34 protein-coding genes are annotated in these 17,164 nt (G+C 36.7%); 8 read left to right on the plus strand and 26 right to left on the minus strand.

The window, feature by feature from the left end:
- Positions 1 to 87: 87 nt before the first annotated feature.
- Positions 88 to 279, plus strand: coding sequence for a YegP family protein (locus tag RG571_RS07945; RefSeq protein ID WP_195193691.1), 192 nt, complete (start codon positions 88 to 90; stop codon positions 277 to 279).
- Here the strand turns inward: RG571_RS07945 and RG571_RS07950 are convergent.
- Positions 272 to 583: a hypothetical protein gene (locus tag RG571_RS07950; protein ID WP_374990303.1), complete on the minus strand. Its 312-nt coding sequence runs from the start codon at positions 581 to 583 to the stop codon at positions 272 to 274. The genes RG571_RS07945 and RG571_RS07950 overlap by 8 nt on opposite strands.
- A 388-nt stretch (positions 584 to 971) precedes the next feature.
- On the opposite strand from RG571_RS07950, the gene RG571_RS07955 reads away from it, so the two are divergent.
- A complete protein-coding gene (locus RG571_RS07955) occupies positions 972 to 1,148 on the plus strand; it encodes a hypothetical protein (protein WP_002318887.1) in 177 nt (58 codons plus the stop codon).
- Here RG571_RS07955 and RG571_RS07960 read toward each other — a convergent pair.
- From RG571_RS07960 to RG571_RS08060, 21 genes are all read right to left on the minus strand, one after another.
- Positions 1,138 to 1,290, minus strand: coding sequence for a hypothetical protein (locus tag RG571_RS07960; RefSeq protein ID WP_195744800.1), 153 nt, complete (start codon positions 1,288 to 1,290; stop codon positions 1,138 to 1,140). The two genes, RG571_RS07955 and RG571_RS07960, sit on opposite strands and share 11 nt — an antisense overlap.
- A 259-nt stretch (positions 1,291 to 1,549) precedes the next feature.
- A complete protein-coding gene (locus RG571_RS07965) occupies positions 1,550 to 1,966 on the minus strand; it encodes an ArpU family phage packaging/lysis transcriptional regulator (RefSeq protein ID WP_308947614.1) in 417 nt (138 codons plus the stop codon).
- A 75-nt stretch (positions 1,967 to 2,041) separates the two neighbouring features.
- Positions 2,042 to 2,338 (minus strand): hypothetical protein, encoded by a 297-nt coding sequence (locus RG571_RS07970; protein WP_126307885.1) that lies wholly within the window; start codon positions 2,336 to 2,338, stop codon positions 2,042 to 2,044.
- Positions 2,335 to 2,928 (minus strand): DUF1642 domain-containing protein, encoded by a 594-nt coding sequence (locus tag RG571_RS07975; protein WP_104832994.1) that lies wholly within the window; start codon positions 2,926 to 2,928, stop codon positions 2,335 to 2,337. Before RG571_RS07975 ends, RG571_RS07970 begins: the two co-directional genes overlap by 4 nt.
- 24 nt (positions 2,929 to 2,952) lie before the next feature.
- Positions 2,953 to 3,141 (minus strand): hypothetical protein, encoded by a 189-nt coding sequence (locus RG571_RS07980; protein WP_002329406.1) that lies wholly within the window; start codon positions 3,139 to 3,141, stop codon positions 2,953 to 2,955.
- Between the two features lie 4 nt (positions 3,142 to 3,145).
- Complete coding sequence (locus RG571_RS07985; RefSeq protein WP_104832995.1) at positions 3,146 to 3,553, minus strand: YopX family protein; 408 nt, start codon at positions 3,551 to 3,553, stop codon at positions 3,146 to 3,148.
- Entirely contained in the window at positions 3,550 to 3,861 is a 312-nt protein-coding gene (locus RG571_RS07990; RefSeq protein ID WP_104832996.1) for a MazG-like family protein, read from the minus strand. The genes RG571_RS07985 and RG571_RS07990 overlap by 4 nt, the downstream gene beginning before the upstream one ends.
- Positions 3,861 to 4,160 (minus strand): hypothetical protein, encoded by a 300-nt coding sequence (locus RG571_RS07995; RefSeq protein ID WP_002330134.1) that lies wholly within the window; start codon positions 4,158 to 4,160, stop codon positions 3,861 to 3,863. The genes RG571_RS07990 and RG571_RS07995 overlap by 1 nt, the downstream gene beginning before the upstream one ends.
- A 161-nt stretch (positions 4,161 to 4,321) precedes the next feature.
- Positions 4,322 to 4,591 (minus strand): hypothetical protein, encoded by a 270-nt coding sequence (locus tag RG571_RS08000; RefSeq protein WP_002311431.1) that lies wholly within the window; start codon positions 4,589 to 4,591, stop codon positions 4,322 to 4,324.
- A gap of 11 nt (positions 4,592 to 4,602) precedes the next feature.
- Positions 4,603 to 5,454: a phage replisome organizer N-terminal domain-containing protein gene (locus RG571_RS08005; RefSeq protein WP_308947610.1), complete on the minus strand. Its 852-nt coding sequence runs from the start codon at positions 5,452 to 5,454 to the stop codon at positions 4,603 to 4,605.
- Between the two features lie 6 nt (positions 5,455 to 5,460).
- Complete coding sequence (locus RG571_RS08010; RefSeq protein WP_223609919.1) at positions 5,461 to 6,147, minus strand: putative HNHc nuclease; 687 nt, start codon at positions 6,145 to 6,147, stop codon at positions 5,461 to 5,463.
- 5 nt (positions 6,148 to 6,152) lie between these two features.
- Positions 6,153 to 6,824 carry a DUF1071 domain-containing protein gene (locus RG571_RS08015; protein WP_002286557.1) on the minus strand — a complete coding sequence of 224 codons (672 nt, stop codon included), beginning with the start codon at positions 6,822 to 6,824 and terminating at the stop codon, positions 6,153 to 6,155.
- The gene (locus RG571_RS08020; protein ID WP_192191821.1) at positions 6,817 to 7,158 is read right to left on the minus strand and encodes a hypothetical protein; all 342 of its coding nucleotides are present in this window, start codon (positions 7,156 to 7,158) and stop codon (positions 6,817 to 6,819) included. Before RG571_RS08020 ends, RG571_RS08015 begins: the two co-directional genes overlap by 8 nt.
- A gap of 55 nt (positions 7,159 to 7,213) precedes the next feature.
- The gene (locus tag RG571_RS08025; protein WP_002301527.1) at positions 7,214 to 7,342 is read right to left on the minus strand and encodes a hypothetical protein; all 129 of its coding nucleotides are present in this window, start codon (positions 7,340 to 7,342) and stop codon (positions 7,214 to 7,216) included.
- On the minus strand, positions 7,311 to 7,484 hold the full coding sequence (locus RG571_RS08030) for a hypothetical protein (protein ID WP_002301528.1): 174 nt from the start codon (positions 7,482 to 7,484) through the stop codon (positions 7,311 to 7,313). The genes RG571_RS08025 and RG571_RS08030 overlap by 32 nt, the downstream gene beginning before the upstream one ends.
- Positions 7,481 to 7,669 (minus strand): hypothetical protein, encoded by a 189-nt coding sequence (locus RG571_RS08035; RefSeq protein ID WP_002311421.1) that lies wholly within the window; start codon positions 7,667 to 7,669, stop codon positions 7,481 to 7,483. Before RG571_RS08035 ends, RG571_RS08030 begins: the two co-directional genes overlap by 4 nt.
- Positions 7,670 to 7,689: 20 nt before the next feature.
- Complete coding sequence (locus RG571_RS08040) at positions 7,690 to 7,974, minus strand: hypothetical protein (RefSeq protein WP_002323127.1); 285 nt, start codon at positions 7,972 to 7,974, stop codon at positions 7,690 to 7,692.
- Between the two features lie 47 nt (positions 7,975 to 8,021).
- Entirely contained in the window at positions 8,022 to 8,321 is a 300-nt protein-coding gene (locus RG571_RS08045) for a hypothetical protein (protein WP_002311418.1), read from the minus strand.
- A gap of 14 nt (positions 8,322 to 8,335) precedes the next feature.
- Positions 8,336 to 8,539 carry a helix-turn-helix domain-containing protein gene (locus tag RG571_RS08050; RefSeq protein WP_002296611.1) on the minus strand — a complete coding sequence of 68 codons (204 nt, stop codon included), beginning with the start codon at positions 8,537 to 8,539 and terminating at the stop codon, positions 8,336 to 8,338.
- Positions 8,540 to 8,553: 14 nt separating this feature from the next.
- A complete protein-coding gene (locus tag RG571_RS08055; RefSeq protein WP_002346878.1) occupies positions 8,554 to 9,300 on the minus strand; it encodes a phage antirepressor KilAC domain-containing protein in 747 nt (248 codons plus the stop codon).
- A 307-nt stretch (positions 9,301 to 9,607) separates the two neighbouring features.
- Positions 9,608 to 9,763: a hypothetical protein gene (locus RG571_RS08060; RefSeq protein WP_179195031.1), complete on the minus strand. Its 156-nt coding sequence runs from the start codon at positions 9,761 to 9,763 to the stop codon at positions 9,608 to 9,610.
- Positions 9,764 to 9,813: 50 nt separating this feature from the next.
- Between RG571_RS08060 and RG571_RS08065 the strand changes: the two genes are divergently transcribed.
- Positions 9,814 to 10,002 (plus strand): zinc ribbon domain-containing protein, encoded by a 189-nt coding sequence (locus RG571_RS08065; RefSeq protein ID WP_002315389.1) that lies wholly within the window; start codon positions 9,814 to 9,816, stop codon positions 10,000 to 10,002.
- On the opposite strand, the gene RG571_RS08070 is transcribed toward RG571_RS08065, so the two are convergent.
- Positions 9,999 to 10,157 (minus strand): hypothetical protein, encoded by a 159-nt coding sequence (locus tag RG571_RS08070; protein WP_002315390.1) that lies wholly within the window; start codon positions 10,155 to 10,157, stop codon positions 9,999 to 10,001. The two genes, RG571_RS08065 and RG571_RS08070, sit on opposite strands and share 4 nt — an antisense overlap.
- A 299-nt stretch (positions 10,158 to 10,456) precedes the next feature.
- On the opposite strand from RG571_RS08070, the gene RG571_RS08075 reads away from it, so the two are divergent.
- The 4 genes from RG571_RS08075 (at position 10,457) to RG571_RS08090 (ending at position 12,856) form a co-directional block, all read left to right on the plus strand.
- Complete coding sequence (locus tag RG571_RS08075) at positions 10,457 to 10,777, plus strand: helix-turn-helix domain-containing protein (protein WP_008266657.1); 321 nt, start codon at positions 10,457 to 10,459, stop codon at positions 10,775 to 10,777.
- Positions 10,778 to 10,794: 17 nt separating this feature from the next.
- Positions 10,795 to 11,217 (plus strand): ImmA/IrrE family metallo-endopeptidase, encoded by a 423-nt coding sequence (locus RG571_RS08080; protein ID WP_002290613.1) that lies wholly within the window; start codon positions 10,795 to 10,797, stop codon positions 11,215 to 11,217.
- Positions 11,218 to 11,303: 86 nt separating this feature from the next.
- A complete protein-coding gene (locus RG571_RS08085; RefSeq protein WP_002311408.1) occupies positions 11,304 to 11,609 on the plus strand; it encodes a hypothetical protein in 306 nt (101 codons plus the stop codon).
- Positions 11,610 to 11,716: 107 nt separating this feature from the next.
- Positions 11,717 to 12,856 (plus strand): site-specific integrase, encoded by a 1,140-nt coding sequence (locus RG571_RS08090; protein ID WP_002290609.1) that lies wholly within the window; start codon positions 11,717 to 11,719, stop codon positions 12,854 to 12,856.
- A gap of 88 nt (positions 12,857 to 12,944) precedes the next feature.
- Here the strand turns inward: RG571_RS08090 and groL are convergent, their stop codons facing one another.
- Both groL and groES read right to left on the minus strand, forming a co-directional pair.
- On the minus strand, positions 12,945 to 14,570 hold the full coding sequence (gene groL / locus RG571_RS08095) for a chaperonin GroEL (protein WP_002290607.1): 1,626 nt from the start codon (positions 14,568 to 14,570) through the stop codon (positions 12,945 to 12,947).
- A gap of 50 nt (positions 14,571 to 14,620) precedes the next feature.
- Positions 14,621 to 14,905 (minus strand): co-chaperone GroES, encoded by a 285-nt coding sequence (groES, locus tag RG571_RS08100; protein ID WP_002318508.1) that lies wholly within the window; start codon positions 14,903 to 14,905, stop codon positions 14,621 to 14,623.
- A gap of 224 nt (positions 14,906 to 15,129) precedes the next feature.
- Between groES and RG571_RS08105 the strand changes: the two genes are divergently transcribed.
- Entirely contained in the window at positions 15,130 to 15,792 is a 663-nt protein-coding gene (locus RG571_RS08105; protein WP_002299792.1) for a CPBP family intramembrane glutamic endopeptidase, read from the plus strand.
- Between the two features lie 75 nt (positions 15,793 to 15,867).
- Here the strand turns inward: RG571_RS08105 and RG571_RS08110 are convergent, their stop codons facing one another.
- Positions 15,868 to 17,160, minus strand: a complete 1,293-nt coding sequence (locus RG571_RS08110; protein WP_002318506.1) for a PTS sugar transporter subunit IIC — start codon at positions 17,158 to 17,160, stop codon at positions 15,868 to 15,870.
- Positions 17,161 to 17,164: the final 4 nt, after the last annotated feature.

Below are 17,164 nucleotides of genomic sequence, written 5' to 3' on the forward strand. Positions count from 1 at the left end.
CCACAGTGACAAATTAATATTGTGAAAATAAATACTAAGCGTATAATTTTAGTTATCAGCGAGTGGTCCGCTGAAATAAATTAAAAGGTGGTGAAAAATTTGTACTTTGTTATAAGAGAAGCAACTAATGGCCAATATTACTTCGTTATTAAGTCCAATAACAATGAAGTAGTAGCAACTAGCGAAACATACTTGACTAAATATTCCGCTGAACAAACCATTAATTCTATAAAAAACGGAATCACCAAAGACTCTCAAATTATCGATATGACTAAATAAGACGACTAACTTCATTTGCTAGGGAGTTCATTTCAGCTGCTTTTTCTACCAAAGCAGTTGAGATACTTTCTAGCTTTTCTGATTTAACAGAATTAAATACTGGCGTCTTGATACTAATCGATACATCTTGACGAGGATCAGGACTCGTTGCTCTATTTTTTTGCGCCACTGATCTGTACTTTTCTACTGAATGATACTCAATTACTTGTTCTAAATGTTTTTTGTACTCTTTACATACAGCTTCTTTTTGGATCAATTCTAAACGTTGTTGCTCAATAATATCAATCAACCGTTTTCGATCCATACCTTGATACTTTATTTGTTCGACTTGGTCACTATCCTTGTTGAGCAGTTCTTTTAGTTCAGTCAAATCTAATTTGACAGTTGCTTTGATTTCTTTATCCATTTGTTTTCCCTCCAATACATAAATTAATAAACAGCAACAAAATAACATTGCTTTGATAATTTGGTATCGACCACTATAAATTTCTTTTCTTGCAATTATTTTTAATATATGCTAGATTATCAACCGATATAGTCACTGCCTGTACTAGCGGAAACTAGTGCAGGTTTTTTGTTCTATTTACTCAAAAGTTATTACGATAAATTCTTATTGTGAAAATAAATACTAAGCGTATAATTTTATTTATCAGCGAGTGGTCCGCTGAAATAAATATACGAAGGTGAAAACTATGTTAACCAATGAACAACGCGCTCATGATTTAGCAATTGCAACATTACCTTTTGTCAGAGATATTGTTAAATCTCAAATAATTGAAGGGAAAGATGCAAAATTTGATGCATATTTTGAATATATAAAGCTTTATAATCAATTTCTTTCCGCTGTTTCTGAAGATTTTAAAAACTAGGAGCAACAGCTTGACCGTTAATTAAAAAATCTTTACTTTTTTTATAAATATCATCAATTTTTATATCTTGCTCCTTGCTACCACCAATAGCTTGGAGCAACTCTTTTATTTCTTCTGGAGTACCTTCAACTGATAATTTCATTTTATATACCCTCCAATACATAAATTAATAGACAGCAACGGATGATAGATAATAAGAACAATTTAGAAGGAGTTAAAATTCACATCCTTATTCTTAATATTTCCGCTGCTGTCTATCGAAGCTTAATTAAAACGATGAGGGAGATTTCCTCCCTTACATTTTATTTTGTCGATCCTGTTTCCTAATCTTTCGACACTATCATAATATCACGTTAAACCGCTCAAAAACCCTACACTATCCCTACAAAAACCCTACAAAATCAACGATACTGAACTAACACGCCTTTTTTGTATGCTTCAGCAAATTCGATCAATGCGATGGATTTCAGCTTCTCTACATTCTTCTCTCCGTATCCTCGTATCAATTGCCCTATTTCGTAATTAGAGTGCTTGTTTACGTCACAGAAGCTGTAGTAGAGTATCTGACGACTAATCAGACTAAGAGCCATCAAGGCCGCTAGAATCGCGTCTCTCTCCGCTTCTATATCCATCATCTGAATGATCGCGTCTTCTGCCTTATTGCCGTGCTTCGGTGCCTTCGGCATATCCGTAATAATCGGAGACTTAATATCTATCAAAGAGCAACCTGCCATCCGCTCCAAACGCCGAAAGTTCTTCAGCACATCTCTCGCATTACATCTTGTCTGTTTGAAATCTACCTCTCGTAACAATTGCATCAAGTCAAACCGCTCCTTTATGTGATATAATAAATGTGTTGGATTTATTGAATCAGTCGGAGCGATCCGGCTTTTTTATTTGTCATTGATTAGTTCAATATCCACCAATCTCACCACTGCTAAATTCTCTTTACTTTTCGCTAACCACTTGTCACATTCCATCGTGTTTTCAATGCGAATGATCGCTGAGTGATTATAGACGTGTTCTACATATCCACGAAATGGATAGATGAACCCTTCTGCTTCGCAGCGAACCATGTCACCGACTTTGACTTTTGGTTTCTTACGTGTTTTAGGATTCTTTGTCGGCATATCTAGCATTAAACCGCCGATACCGTGACTGCTAGCGTAAAATCCGTCTTTTAGTTTCATCTTTCTACCACCTCTTCCACTGGCACAGCAAACGGCCAGAATCTTTCATCAATTTCTTTAATCTGTTTTTCGGTCAGTTGGTAGTGGTGTGCAAGGTATTGCGGCAGGTAAGCTGTTGATACTAGTTTAACTTCATTACTGCAACTGATCTCCTTGACAAGGTACTCGCCAGCAATTATTACACTGTACAACGGCTCTTTCTCAACCTCGTAGCCGTATCGCAACGCATCACACAGTATATAAAGCGTGTCAGCATCGTTAGCTAACCATTCGTAAAAATCGGTAGACCACCTCCACTTACTGTCAATGAAACCATCGGAATCTGTTGCGCAAGTGACTTCTATAAATAAATTGACTACATCAGATGGCGCACAGTGCCCTTCTATCCATTGCTCTGCACATTTCGGCAGAATTAGCTTCTGTTGTTCGTCTAGTTGTTTTAAATCTTCCAGGATTTCTTTTCGAGCCACGCCATATCCGAAAGTATACATGTCATCATTTGGAACACGTTCGGTAGCTCCTCTCGTTTCAAATGTTGGCGCTCCTGTTTCACTACTTTCCCATTTATCAATCAATTTTTGTTTATTCATCGCTGTTCCTCCTTCATTTTATGTCTAAGAATACTTAGCTATAAGCTTAGCCATTTCTGCAGTAGCTTCTTTTTTTGTGCTAAAAACAGCAGGTAATGGTGGTTCCCATTGATAATGCCTAGCTCCATTGACTTTCTGCCAACCACCAAGAATACTATTTTTATATTCGATCATCCATCCGCCATATGGATGTCGGGTTAATCTCCATTGCATTTTCCTAGCTCCTCTTCAATAACTCGCTATTCTCGTATATATTTCCGATGACTCTTACATAGGGTTTTAGCCGAGCTAATAATAAATCTCCGGCACACCATGTTAAGTCGTGTTGATTCCATCCAACTACATAATCTCCTTCGATCTCCATCCCTGCACTGCTGTCTTCTTTTCTTTGAAATGGATGATTTTCGACTGCTACTACATCCCCTTCAAATATCTCCACGCCGTTACGGTCTATCAATCCAGTGGATTGCATGAGGTCGATGTTTCGCACGTGATATGATTTCAATTCGGTAGGATTTATCCAATATTCAATAAAGTTTGTTTTGCCGTTTTTAGTAAAATGCAAGACGGCTACATCTCTCATTACGTTCTTTCGTTTATCCCAAGCTCGAAATCTCGTTATCATTCGCTGTCCTCCAAATCACTTGACTTCACGAATACACCATCTACCATCTTCCCTGTGCGTCCTTTGATTTCGTTGTACGCCATTTCTAAACACTCTTGTACGTTTGTCCCTTTTTGCATGGAAAGGATAATCAGCGTGACGATTACGTCTCCTATGCTATCTTTAAATAGCTCATCATTACTTCTTGCCATTGCTGAAGCGATTTCCCCGAATTCCTCAGCTACTTTCAAAAACTGTGCTTTTGGATCAGCTTGATCCAGTCCCTTGTCTTTTGCCCACTGCTCTACTTTTGTGATTAGTTCGTCCATTATTTCTCCTCCACATACCTAAATTGTCGTCCTTTTGAATCAATCCATAAGCTCCTAGCTCTATCCCAGATGATGTTTTTGCTTAATCCAGTAATTTCAGATAACTGTTCAGCAGTACCTGTTACTAGAATTCGATCACCATGCCAGATTGCAATTCTTCTCGGCGTTTTCCGTTTAGGCTTTTCAGCCCACATTGATTTGCCAAGCTTTTGGACTTCTGCAACTATTTCTTTGTCTTCCTGCCAAGATTCTGACTTGGTTAATTCAGCAATTCGTTTCATTGTCGCTTTCTTATCCATCCCGACGTTCCCCTTTCAATAATTTGAGTACTTGATCAAGTGCGCTCTCACGTCCACCATGGAACGTGTTGAGCCACTTGTCTTCGTACGAGGCGCTTTGTCTTAAAGCTTCTTGATGCATTAGTTCGATCTGTGCTGTAAATGTTTTTAGATCCATCTGTTTACACCTGCTCAAGTTCACTAAGATGTTTTTGCAATCCTTTAACGCAATCAGCAAATAGTAATTTTGTATAAGCTAAATTTCTTAATTGTGTTGCATCGATATAAAGTGCGAAATAGTATCTGAGTTTACTCCAACTTGAACGATCATTCTTAATTCGTTCGATTCCAGCTTCATCAAGTTGTTCATAAACGTCTCTCAGAATCTCTATTTCCTCACCAGTTTTGTAACTTGCTATTTCATTGATCAGTTCTAGATAATCGATTTTCAATTTTCCACCTCTTAGAATGGTGCTTTTGATTGTCTATTAGCTCGTTCTAGCGCTTTTTTCTTTTGATAGGCTTCTTGGTCGATTGCCCACTCAGGAAGCTTCTCTCGTCTCCCTGTGCGCTTATAGCTAGAAGGAGCGTTCTTAGGCTCACTTTTTTCTTTCCTTGCCCAACTTCGAATAGTTGCCAAATAGTTTTTATAAGTCTTACCAGATGATTCACAATACTCAGATAGCCGTTCTATTCGTTCTTGATAGTCATTAGGGAATTCTATTTTGAGTTTCTCCATCTGCTCATCTGACAAAAGAACATTTTTATATTCTCCATACTTATGACGGTTGGGCGTAGCCTTCGGTTTTTTCGGAGGCGTTACATTCTCTATATCTTTCTCTAACTCTATATCTTTCTCTAACTCTATCTCTAACTCTGGTGTAGTTTTGTCTGGACATTTGTCCGACACTTGTCCTCCAGTTATTAAATTCCGTTTTGCCTCTTCTATTTTCTTTCTGTATTCTCTTTTTCTATCTGCTTCAGTTGAGGATTTTCCAATGAAACTTTGTATATCAGACATATAAATTGCTCCGTTATCTAATACGTCAATAAGCTGCAAATCACGGAAAATTTGTACCGCTTTTTCTACGACTCCTACAGAATGTCTTGTAATAGTTGCGAGCATTGTAGAGTTAAATGGAATCCTGTCATTAAACATCAACTTACCTTCGTGTTTTAGACTTCTTAAATAAAGTTTGAGAAGAATATTAGAATAAATATAGCCATCTGGCATACTTTCTAAGAGAACCATCTCGTCACTATCGAAAAAATTCTCTTTTAGTTTTAAATAGTAGTAGCGTTTGTTGTCAGACAATATTTTTTACCCTCCTATTCTAAGTTTCTTAATTGTTTCCTGGTTTAACTTGATCCCTTTGATTTGATATTTATTTTTGAAATTGATCACACCTATCTTGTGTTTCTCCGTGTGATGAATCCTGCAGAGTGCTGCAAATGTGTACTCTGAATGATCAACTTCTTTGCGCTTTCGTCTTCCTAGCGCTTTGTCAAAGTGATCGATATCAGCTCCTGTTTTGCCACAGATGCAACAAACTCTTTTTGTGATGCATTTGTAGAAGTAATATTCTTGATTCGCTGGTAAAATCTCATAGCCTTCTTTGAAAGGAATATGATGTTCAAAGATGAAATCTAAGATGATATTCGCTAAGATATTGGCATCACTCACAGTTGTATTCGATTCGTCTTTCAGGCTTATTTTGCGCCCTGTGACACCTTCAAAACGAAAGTAGAAGAATTCCTTCCAGAAGTCCGTTGGCATGCCTGTATCGATAAAAATATCGCCTATCAGCGCATAGATGAAGTTTCGTTGCTGCACAGTAAATCGACGTGGATCAATAAATCGAACTTCAATAATCCGATCGCCATCATATCCGTCGTACATCGTCTTCAAACGTTCGATGTTCACTTCTTCATTAATAGTTGCACCTATGTCTTTTCCTTTGAACTTTTTCAGAACCGCTGAATATGAATCGATTAATGGTTTAAACACTCACATCACTTCTTATCTAATTCTTTTCTCTTAGCTGCTATTGCTCGCTCCATCAAGGCACATTGCTCATAGCTTAACTGTTCAATAGTTTCAACGTTATCAGCTAAGAGCCCTAATTTATCTGTCTGCTCATTAACATATTCGATTAAGGTTTTGGTCATATCTTTACCCATCTGCTCATTGAAAGCTTCTAGAATCGTCTCTAGCATGTTTAATTTCTTTGTATCGATTCTAGGTGGTGTTGGAATATCTTCCCCTTGAAATACATATAATCCCAGTCCGTGTAGAGCCAATGCTTTCACAAAGCATCGCTTCAATGAGTTATTGATTTGCATAGCATTTGGCTTAACAACTGGTTGGTTTCGATAATCTAAAACAGGAAATAATTCGGTTTCCGTGTGTCCTTTAACCGTTACTGAGACAGATACATAGGTCCCAGTTTCATCCATAAGAAAAGGTTTATATTCCTCAACAAGAAAGTCTTGATGAGTTCCAGAAACAACCCTGTAGTGTTTATACTCATTAATAGTTACCGTTGCCTGTGGATCATTCTTTTTCATAATCTCCCACGCGTGAGCCCAAGATAAATAATCAAAATTTCCTTTTTTCTTGAGAATTTTATTTAACTTACGACTAAAAAGTTTTTCAAAGTTCGTTGTCCCTTTGATTTCACTCATCAAATTCTGCCTCCATTTCAGCAATGTATTTCTTACCTGATCCGTAATAAGAGATATCAATCAAGTTATCTCTGTCGTACTCTTCTAGTGCATCAATCAAGCCATCTTCGATGACATAGATGTATTCAGGTTTTCTTGGCTGCTTCCATAGATGGATAAGGTAGACATGTCCCCAAATACTCACAAAATTGCCCAAATCGTCTTGATCACATGCTAGTTCTTCATCTGTCAGAAGATTACGTCTGATTTTTCGATTATTTGTTTCCTTGACATTCGATTTGCCCCAACTAGGATCAGTCAAATATTGATCTAGAGTGGAAAGTTCATTTTCCATATGTTAAAATCTCCTTAGATGTATTTTCTTTGTGACTCTATGCTTGCCGGCGGAGTCACTTTTTTATTTGTTGCCATGCTTTTTGCTTTTCGATATGTTGCTTGCTTAAAATAATAGGACGGCTATTTGCCCACCAATTATCAGCAATCACTTTACCGATTTTTAGCGCTTCTTCTCGTGCCATAGTTGCTCCTTTCTTTTGAATCAAGCAGATTGATTAAAACCATCAATGCTGCGAACAAGCTTCCCCCGATAATACTTTGGTGCGCTACAATCACTAATAACCCCAAAATGAATCCTATAAAAAGTGTGTCTGTCTTCTTCATAATCTAATCTCCCTATTTTTTATTTCTAGCATTCTCAAATCCTCAAGTTCAGAAGCAATTAGTTCAGCTTGTCTATCTGATAGCTCATCGGCTTTTCTAAGCGCTGCACGGTCATCTTGTAATTGTTTCCTGCGTTGTTTAATCAAACCGAGAATTTGATGTTCTTGTTGCAATGTGTAGGACATAAAATCATTCTCCTTTGCCTTTAGAACTCAAAGTTTTCTTTCAAAAATCTTTGGAGCTCCGATCGTTCAATTCTGATGTCTAACTTGCTCCACTGCTGTGTTTTTAAACCTAGGTTTATCCAATGTGTTAATTTGTCATCACCAATGCCTAAAATTTTTTTCACCTCTGATTTGTTTGGATACGGAGGAAGCTCCACTGACTTGTTCATTACCTTCAGTCGTTCATCAAGTGCATCTAAAACCTTTCTTACTATTTGTTCTGTCAACTCATCTGCTATCAATTCATCTGGTACTGTAATCTTCATCAAATTTTCCTCCTAATATTTTTGTTTACTTTTTACTCTGAAAATAATCAACTTGCTTCCTTCAAAACATCTGAAGGAGACAATATTTTTACACGATATTTATTTGCGTCTTTCCATTTTAAAAACCAAATAAAAGTATGGTAATGAATAAATGTGGTTGAATGTCCTGGACGAACAATTCCTTCTGAAAATTCAGGAATTGTTTCCATTTCCTTGCAGTATTCAACTAAAGTAGTTTTTGACATGCCGTGGAACTTCTCCAAGATCAAACTTTGACGATACCAATCGTCTGGGTTTGCTGCCTTCTCAGTAGCTTCTATCAACTCCGAAAGCGTTGGTTTTTTCATTTCGTTTTCCTCCTCTACAATTCGTACATAGTGATAATCGAATCTATAATTCTGTTTGCTTCTGCAGAAGTCTTTTTACCGTTTAAAATTAAAGATAAATAGCTTTTACTAATTCCAAATCTTTCAGCAAGCATGGTGTAAGTTAAGAACTTCGAACTTTCGACATATTCTTTGATTTTTTCTCTATCTCGTTGAGTGATTTCTGCAATGTCAGTCATACTAAAACTCCTTTCTAACAAATTTCCTCTAAATCCATTTGAGGGTAATAGCCCTCTGCGATTAATAAGTTGTAAATAAACACTCGCCCTTTCTGTGTCCATTTGGTATTCATTACAACTTTAGTGCCGCCATCGGCTTTCGGAATCTCACTTGTGTGCGATTTTGTGTATCCTTGGTTCATATGTTTTCGGTAAAGTATCCATTGTCCGCTAACTTTATGTTGAACACCTAACTCGTTAAGCAATTTGTTTAGAGCAATTGCCGACATTCCGTAATCAGCTGCAATTTGAGAAGTCGCTACCGTATCTGTCGATGAAAGAATCGTATCTAAGTAGCTAATCTTTGGTTCGTACTCGGCAATTTGTTGTTCGAGTAATTGGTTCTTTTCTTCTAAATCTGCTGCTAAACGCAATGCTTGTGCAAAACTTTGAGGTACATTTGAATAGCTACCTGTTTTTCTGATTGTTGGAAGGACTTCTTCCATTACCCAAGCCTCAAATTTTTCAGCGCTTGGTAAGTTCGATTTGATAATCAAGCGGTAAACATCTGATTCTGGAATAACTTTGAAAGATTGGCGACGACCTAGCGAATCGCTACCCCATGTTTTTACGGCTTTTTTACAATGTTTATTAGTAGCATCGCTCGGGTTTTTGTATCCTAATGTTTTAGCGACATCATTTGCTACGAAATACGGAATGTCATTTTCTAGAAACGTCCGAACTTCGTTTTGTTCGAAATTGAAAATTTGTGGTGTGTTCATTTTTTCATTCCTTTCTTTGGTATAATTTCCTTATCAGTGTGACAGGCTGAAATAATTGATAAGGAGGTGGCAACTTTGAAAGACTATAAATTGGATTTCCAGTCTGAATTGCCCATAGAGTTCGTAAATGAATTCAAAATTGAGGCGCCAGATAAAACTCGTACATTATTTACTTTCAACCACGATATGATTCTTCAAGAATTCGAAGATGATACTGTAATATGCGTTGCTCGTGATAGTGATTTTTTAACTATCTATTCGAACCGTAAATTCAATCAGACAATACCGGTACGAAGCAAGAAGGTTATTATTTATTTTGAGGAATAAGCTTTCCTTCACCCGTCTGCGGATCATATTCTATTTTCGATTTTGGATGTTTGCGTTTAGTGTGCTCCTTGCTACTTCCGATAGCTTGGAGCAATTCTGCTATTTCTTGTGGCTTTGCTTCAATGCTAATTTTCATGTTGTTACCTCCTTCTCTGGTATACTCACTGTAGAAAGTGAGGTGGATCTATGAGTAGAAAAACCAGTGTTAAAATCAGTGGCGACCTTGAAAAAATCATAAAATCCGAAGCAAACAAGATTTTAAAAAAGGGCGTCGATTATACTTGTCCTTCCTGTGGTAAAAAAATTAAAATATCTAATGGAAAAAACAAGTGTAAATATTGCGGAGCTGAAATTGATTTCAAAGGCAAGGTTTAGTCCTGCTTAATCTCAATTTCAAATTCCTTTGAAGCCAATTCGTCTGCCAACGTTTTGGCTTCTTTTAATAACTCAATATATCTTTCAGCTTTTTTTGTTGCATCATCAATTCCGATTATTTCTACAGTTATTAATTCAGTTTTTTTATTTTCCATCTATTTCTCTCCTTTCTTTTATATTCGTAAACAAATTTAACAACTTTTTAAAAAACTGCGTTGACTTTATTAGATTAATAATCTATACTAAATGCATAGTTAAATAAGACATATAAACTTTGATTTAAAAAGCTTTCTTGGCGGTTGGCATTTATTAATCAATAGTATTTTTTGTTGTCTTTTTAGTTGTTAAACTTGTTTACAAAACATAGTATAGATTAATAATGTATATAAGTCAACTATTTTTACATTATTTATCTAAACTTTTTTTGTAAGCATTCAGAAAGGTTGATTTATCAATGAATACTTACGAAATAATAAAGGAGTTAGCAAAAGAAAAAGGATTATCCATTAGACAGCTCGAAATGAATTTCGGGTATTCGAATGGATATTTAGGAAGTTGGAAAAGACAAACTCCTAATTCTATTGAGTTAGCTCGGTTAGCTGATTACTTTGGAGTCTCTGTAGACTATCTTCTAGGTAGAGAAGAAAGAGAAACCCCTAAACATGTGGATTTATCAGAAGACGATACTGTATTCTCTTTTGACGGAAAAGAAATATCTAAGGAGACAATGCGTAAAGCGATTGCAATTGCTAAAGCTTTAGAAGAAAATGAATAGTTGGAGTGATGGTTTGTATGTATTTAAAGTTGAAAGAAATGCTGAGTGAGTATAATTTAAAATTGATCTATATGGAAATGGAAGAACCAGGTTTTTATTATCCAAAACCAAGAATAGTATTTTTGAATGAAAAACTACACGAAGACAGTTCTGAAGCTTTTCATTTAGCCCACGAGCTCGGTCATTTCATTGCTTCACATTTTGAATATTCAGTACTGTACGATAACTCTACAACTTTTCATTCAAAATTCGAAACTGAAGCTGATAAAATTGCAATTATGATTTTACTAAATATCTTTATTGAGAACGAACTGACTGATGAAACTCAGTTCAAATTAGAAAATTTCATGAAGTTCTACTCTATCAATAATAAGTTAAGAACAGAATGTTTTAATGTTTGCCAGTCATATTTCAAGAAAAAATACTCTTATGCACAGTAAAAAAAGCCCGTGCTGCAACACGGACTTATGAGAGCGACTTCATTTAAAAAGTCAAATCTATTTTACCATAGAAATGGAGAGTTAGGATGGAAAAAAATTTAGGTCAACATATTATTACATGTAAAAATTGTGGCAGTAACAGAGTTTCTGTAACGTCCCCTAGATCAAATGGTTGTATGCTTTTTTTTATAGGACTAATGCTTCTAAGTTTCGGCTTTTGGATTCCTATAATTGGATGGTTAATAATGATTCCTTTAGGAGGAATAATGATGCTATTATCTTTTTTTGTTCCTTTATTACAAAAAAATTATAGCGTGACGTGTAAAGCCTGTGATAATAAGTTTGAAGTTTCTAAAAAACAATACCAAAAATACATTAAAGAAATTAAGTAATAATAAAACACGCCCCACCGTCCAGAGTAAGAGCGTGCTTTTAGAAAACAAACCTATATAGGTCTATTTGTTATGCCTATTATAGCAAATGATAGGAGATGTTAAAAGTGTGGGTTGAACAAACCAAAGATGGGCGATTCAAGTTTATTGAAAGATATGTAGATCCTTATACAGAAAAAACACGGAAAAAATCTACAACACTTACAAGTAATTCACCACAAGCGTGGAAAAAAGCTCAGAAAATTCTAGATAAAAAAATTAAAGAAGCACTCGAAGATTACAATAAATCAGATATCACTTTTGGTGAGTTGTATAAAGAATGGTATGAATATTATAAGCAGCATGTTAAACGTACTAGCTATTTGAAGGTTCCAATGATGATGAAACATGTTTCTAAGCACATAAGCGATGATACGATCGTTAGAAACATTGATGAGACACTCATTAATAAGATAATTGAAGATATGTATACGTTTGGTGACCTCTCACTGAACTACACAAAACAAACAAAAACAACTCTATCTGTTATGCTAAACTATGCAATCGATAGAAAATACATTCAAAGAAACCCTGCGCTAGCAGTTAAAATCCATCCTAAAAAAGTGGAAGAAGAAAAAAGAAGGCTTTCTATGAATAAAAAATATCTGGAGAAAGAAGAAATTGATCAAATACTGAAACAGCTATACTCCAATCCTCGCAGAAAACTACACGGCATAATAGCTGAGTTTCTATATTTAACTGGTTTGAGATATGGGGAATTGCTAGCTTTGCAAATGAAGGACTATGAGGATGGGAAAATTTCCATTAATGGGACCTTAGATTACACATCTGTGAAAATGGATAATGCTATAAAAACAACTCCAAAAAATACTTATTCGCAACGTGAAGTGCAATTACCCAATCGTGCAAAAGAATTGATTGAAAGTGTGATAGCTGACAATATTCTTGCAGGTAGACCCACAGATCCCGATCAATATATATTTATATCTACAAGTGGCACTCCGCTTGCGCTGCACTCATTTAACGCTATACTCCATAAAGTAGAGGAAGAGTTGGAATTAGAAAAAAGTCTATCCTCACATATATTCAGACATAGCCACGTTTCACTATTATCTGAATTAGGCGTACCTCTTAAAGCCATTATGGAGCGTGTAGGGCATTCTGATGCAAACACAACTCTGTCTATTTATAACCATGTAACAAAAAGAGCCAAACAACAAGTAATTGATAAACTAAATAGCCTTTGATATTTTTGCCCCTTCTTTGCCCCTTTTGCTTAAAATAAAACAAAAAAAGAAGAAAGAACCCTGTTAAAATAGGGTTCTTTCTTAATTACTACATCATACCGCCCATCATTGATGGATCCATTGCAGGAGCTGCTGGCGCTGCTGGTTCTGGTTTATCTGCAACGACTGCTTCTGTCGTTAATAACAAGGCAGAAACGGAAGCGGCATTTTGCAAGGCAGAACGTGTTACTTTAGTTGGGTCTACGATACCTGCTTCAACCATGTTTACCCATTCTCCAGTAGCAGCATTGAAACCAGTGCCTAGTTCCACGTTCTTCAATTTATCAACAATCACTGATCCTTCATAACCAGCGTTTTCAGCGATTTGACGAATTGGTTCTTCTAAAGCACGAACAACGATCTTGATACCTGTTGCCACATCTCCTTCTGCTTCTACAGCAGAAACTTTGCTGATAACGTTCACTAGAGCTGTACCACCACCTGAGACCATTCCTTCTTCTACTGCGGCACGTGTAGCATTCAATGCATCTTCAATGCGTAATTTTAATTCTTTCAATTCTGTTTCAGTAGCTGCACCAACTTTAACAACAGCTACACCACCTGCTAATTTAGCTAAGCGTTCTTGTAATTTTTCGCGGTCAAAATCAGAAGTTGTTTCAGCAATTTGGTTTTTGATCAATTGCACACGAGCTTCGATTGCTTCTTTTTCTCCAGAACCTTCTACGATCGTTGTATTGTCTTTATCTACAACAACTTTAGAAGCATTTCCTAAGTTTTCGATTGTTGCATCTTTCAATTCTAAACCTAGATCGTCAGTAATTACTGTACCACCTGTCAAAATAGCGATATCTTCAAGCATTGCTTTACGACGATCGCCGAAACCAGGAGCTTTTACAGCTACTACGTTGAATGTTCCACGGATTTTGTTCAATACAAGAGTTGGCAATGCTTCACCATCTACATCGTCAGCAATAATTAACAATGGACGTGATTGTTGCAAGATTTGTTCTAACAATGGCAGAATATCTTGGATGTTAGAGATTTTTTTGTCTGTGATCAAGATATATGGGTTTTCTAGAACAGCTTCCATTTTGTCGTTATCTGTTACCATATATTGTGATAAGTAACCACGATCAAACTGCATACCTTCTACAACATCTAGTTCTGTTTCGATCCCTTTTGATTCTTCAATTGTGATGACACCGTCGTTTCCAACTTTTTCCATTGCATCAGCAATCAAATGTCCAACTTTATCAGAACCCGAAGAAACAGCTGCTACTTGTGCAATGGCTTCTTTTGAATCAACAACAGTTGAGATATTATGCAATTCTTCGACTGCTGCTTTTGTTGCCAATTCGATCCCGCGACGAATGCCTAGAGGATTAGCACCTGCAGTTACGTTTTTTAAACCTTCGCGAACGATTGCTTGTGTCAGAACAGTTGCTGTCGTTGTACCGTCTCCTGCAATATCATTTGTTTTTGATGCTACTTCTGATACAAGTTTTGCACCCATGTTTTCAAAATGATCTTCTAATTCGATTTCTTTTGCGATCGTCACACCATCATTTGTGATCAATGGAGAGCCGTAAGATTTTTCTAGTACGACATTTCGGCCTTTAGGTCCTAATGTTACTTTCACTGTATCTGCTAATTTATCTACCCCGCGTAACATAGCTGCGCGTGCGTCTTCTGCAAATTTCAATTCTTTTGCCATGATTGATTCACCTCATTGATTATTTTTGATTATTTTTTTATCTTCAAAATTTACTCAACAATCGCCATGATATCTTTTCCTGCGACGATCAGATATTCTTTTCCTTCGTATTTTATTTCTGTACCGGCGTATTTTTCGAACATAACTTGGTCGCCTGCTTTTACAGCGGCAGGAACTTTTTCACCGTTTTCTAACAAACGGCCTTCACCGACTGCAACAACTGTCCCAGTTTGGGGTTTCTCTTTAGCAGCAGAAGCTAAAACGATTCCTCCGACAGTTTTTTCTTCTTCTTTTGCGACTTCGATAATGACGCGATCACCTAATGGTTTTAACACGATAAATCCCTCCGATAACTCTTTTTTTAATCTGTTAGCACTCTTAACATTCGAGTGCTAACCTACATTTTTAATAATACTCATTCTCCCTCTTTTTTGCAAGCTTTTAAATCAAAGAAAAGAAATTTTATTCTGACAGCTGCTTATTGAAATTATGATATAATTGAAATCAATCGATATAAGCTTGCCTTGCATGCTTGTTATCCCTTAAAAGGAGGAATTACATGTCTTTAAAAAAATATAGCTTCCTCAGCATTTTTTGCTATGGTTTAATTTTTATCTCACCCTTGATCCTAGCTTCGATAGGACTTGTAAAATCTACGTCTGAATTGATCACAGCAACTGCAGTCATGTATATACTAGGCGCCGTTGTCCTAGCTATTTTTTATTTTAAGCAACGTGAACCCTTAGCGATCGAATCAGCGGTAAAAAAAGCTTCTGCTCCAAAGATTGTTATTTATGGATTGGTTGGAATCTTTGTCGCATTGATTCTGCAAAGCATCGCTGTCATGTTAGAATCTGTATTGTTTGGCGAAGCAACCCCTTCCGAGAATACACAAAATATCATCCAGATGATCATGGAAGCACCCGCTTTTATTTTGGCGACAACTGTTGCTGGACCCATCATGGAAGAGTTCGTATTCCGCCGCAGTATACTGGGGATCATCAGTCGATATTCAAATTTTTGGGTCGGAGCAGTGATCAGCTCTTTGCTGTTTGCGTTTGCTCATAATGATGGTCATCTGCTAATCTACTTTTTCCTAGGTTTCTTCTTCAGCCTAGAGTACAAAGCAACTGGTCGGATCTGGACATCGATGATCACACACGTAGGAATGAACACATTAGTTGTTCTTGTTCAATTAGCTGTCCAAAAAGGGCTAGTATAAACATGACTATAAATACTCCTGTCATCCTAGATTGGTGATTTTCCCAATCTAAAGCGACAGGAGTATTTTTGTTTTTTAGTCGTTCATCTTTTCTGCTGCTCCATCATTTTTTGTCTGTCTTTCCTTTTTGCAGTTTGCAGAATCTATTTTTTTCAAAAATGGGAAATAAATGAAAAAACTAATTGACAACACGATACCTTGTAAAATCGCTGCAGGCACTCCGCCTACTAAAAAACCCGAGAGGATCGGCGGTGTTGTCCAAGGGACTTGGACTGCTGTAAATAAAGGAACGAATCCAAAATATAAAGCGGAATAGGTAATCAATCCTGAAACGACCGGTGCGAAAATAAAAGGAACAGCCATCATCGGGTTCATCACGATCGGTGTGGAAAAAATAATCGATTCATTGATGTTGAAAAAGGCTGGTAAAAGAGCAATATTTCCTAATTCTCTGTATTTCTTCGATTTCGCAAAAACCGTCATAAAAAATACAGCCCCTAACGTCAACCCAGCACCCGTAACCGTCATGAACTGATCGAGAAATTGCTGAGTAACGATATGTCCGCCATTTGCCACCGTCAACTCTTGTCCTGAGGCTAAGATTTCTGCATTTGCTAATGAATTCGCTTGCAAGATGGGACTAACCAACCCATTGACCATCGCAGATCCATGAAGACCAAATAACCATAAAAACGGAACAAAAAAACCTAATAAAAGCACACCAAACAACGTGTCTATGAACGATTGAATGGGAAGCTGGACATATGTCCATATTCCTTGAACAACAGTCATTCTGAACAACTGTTGAAAAACCGCTGAACCGATAAGCGTAAAAGTGACTATAACAATGATTGGAATCAATGAAGTAAAAGACTGCCAAACATTTTCAGGTATCTTCTCTCTTTGCTTCCACCCTTTCGCAAGTCTTACTAAACGTGCATAGCCCCATCCGATGATGAGCCCAGTTGTAACTGCTCCTAGTATCCCTTCAGCACCTGTCCAGACAGTATCTATCTGAGTATTTAGTGGCTGAATAAGCAGTAGATAAGCAGATAAGGCTGTTATGCCGACTGGTAAGCGATCGATATCTTCTTCTTTTGCATAAGCGTATGCAATGGCAAAAACGATCCAAAAGGCTATCACATCAAATGTAGCCTGGTATACTTGTGTAAAATACATAGAAAATCCTGCTTTGTCTATCCACTGAGCGATGTAATCCACAGGAAAATGAGCAAATAAGAAAAACAGCGAGCCAACAATAATTATTGGGATCGTGTAAGTCATTCCATTACGCAAAGCAGTTAAGGGTCTAAGATTCACAACAGATGTTATCATTGGTAAAAAGGCACGATCTAACCACTCTTTCATTTCT

The sequence above is a fragment of the Enterococcus sp. FR204 genome (genome assembly GCF_031143325.1).
GTDB lineage: Bacteria > Bacillota > Bacilli > Lactobacillales > Enterococcaceae > Enterococcus_B > Enterococcus_B faecium.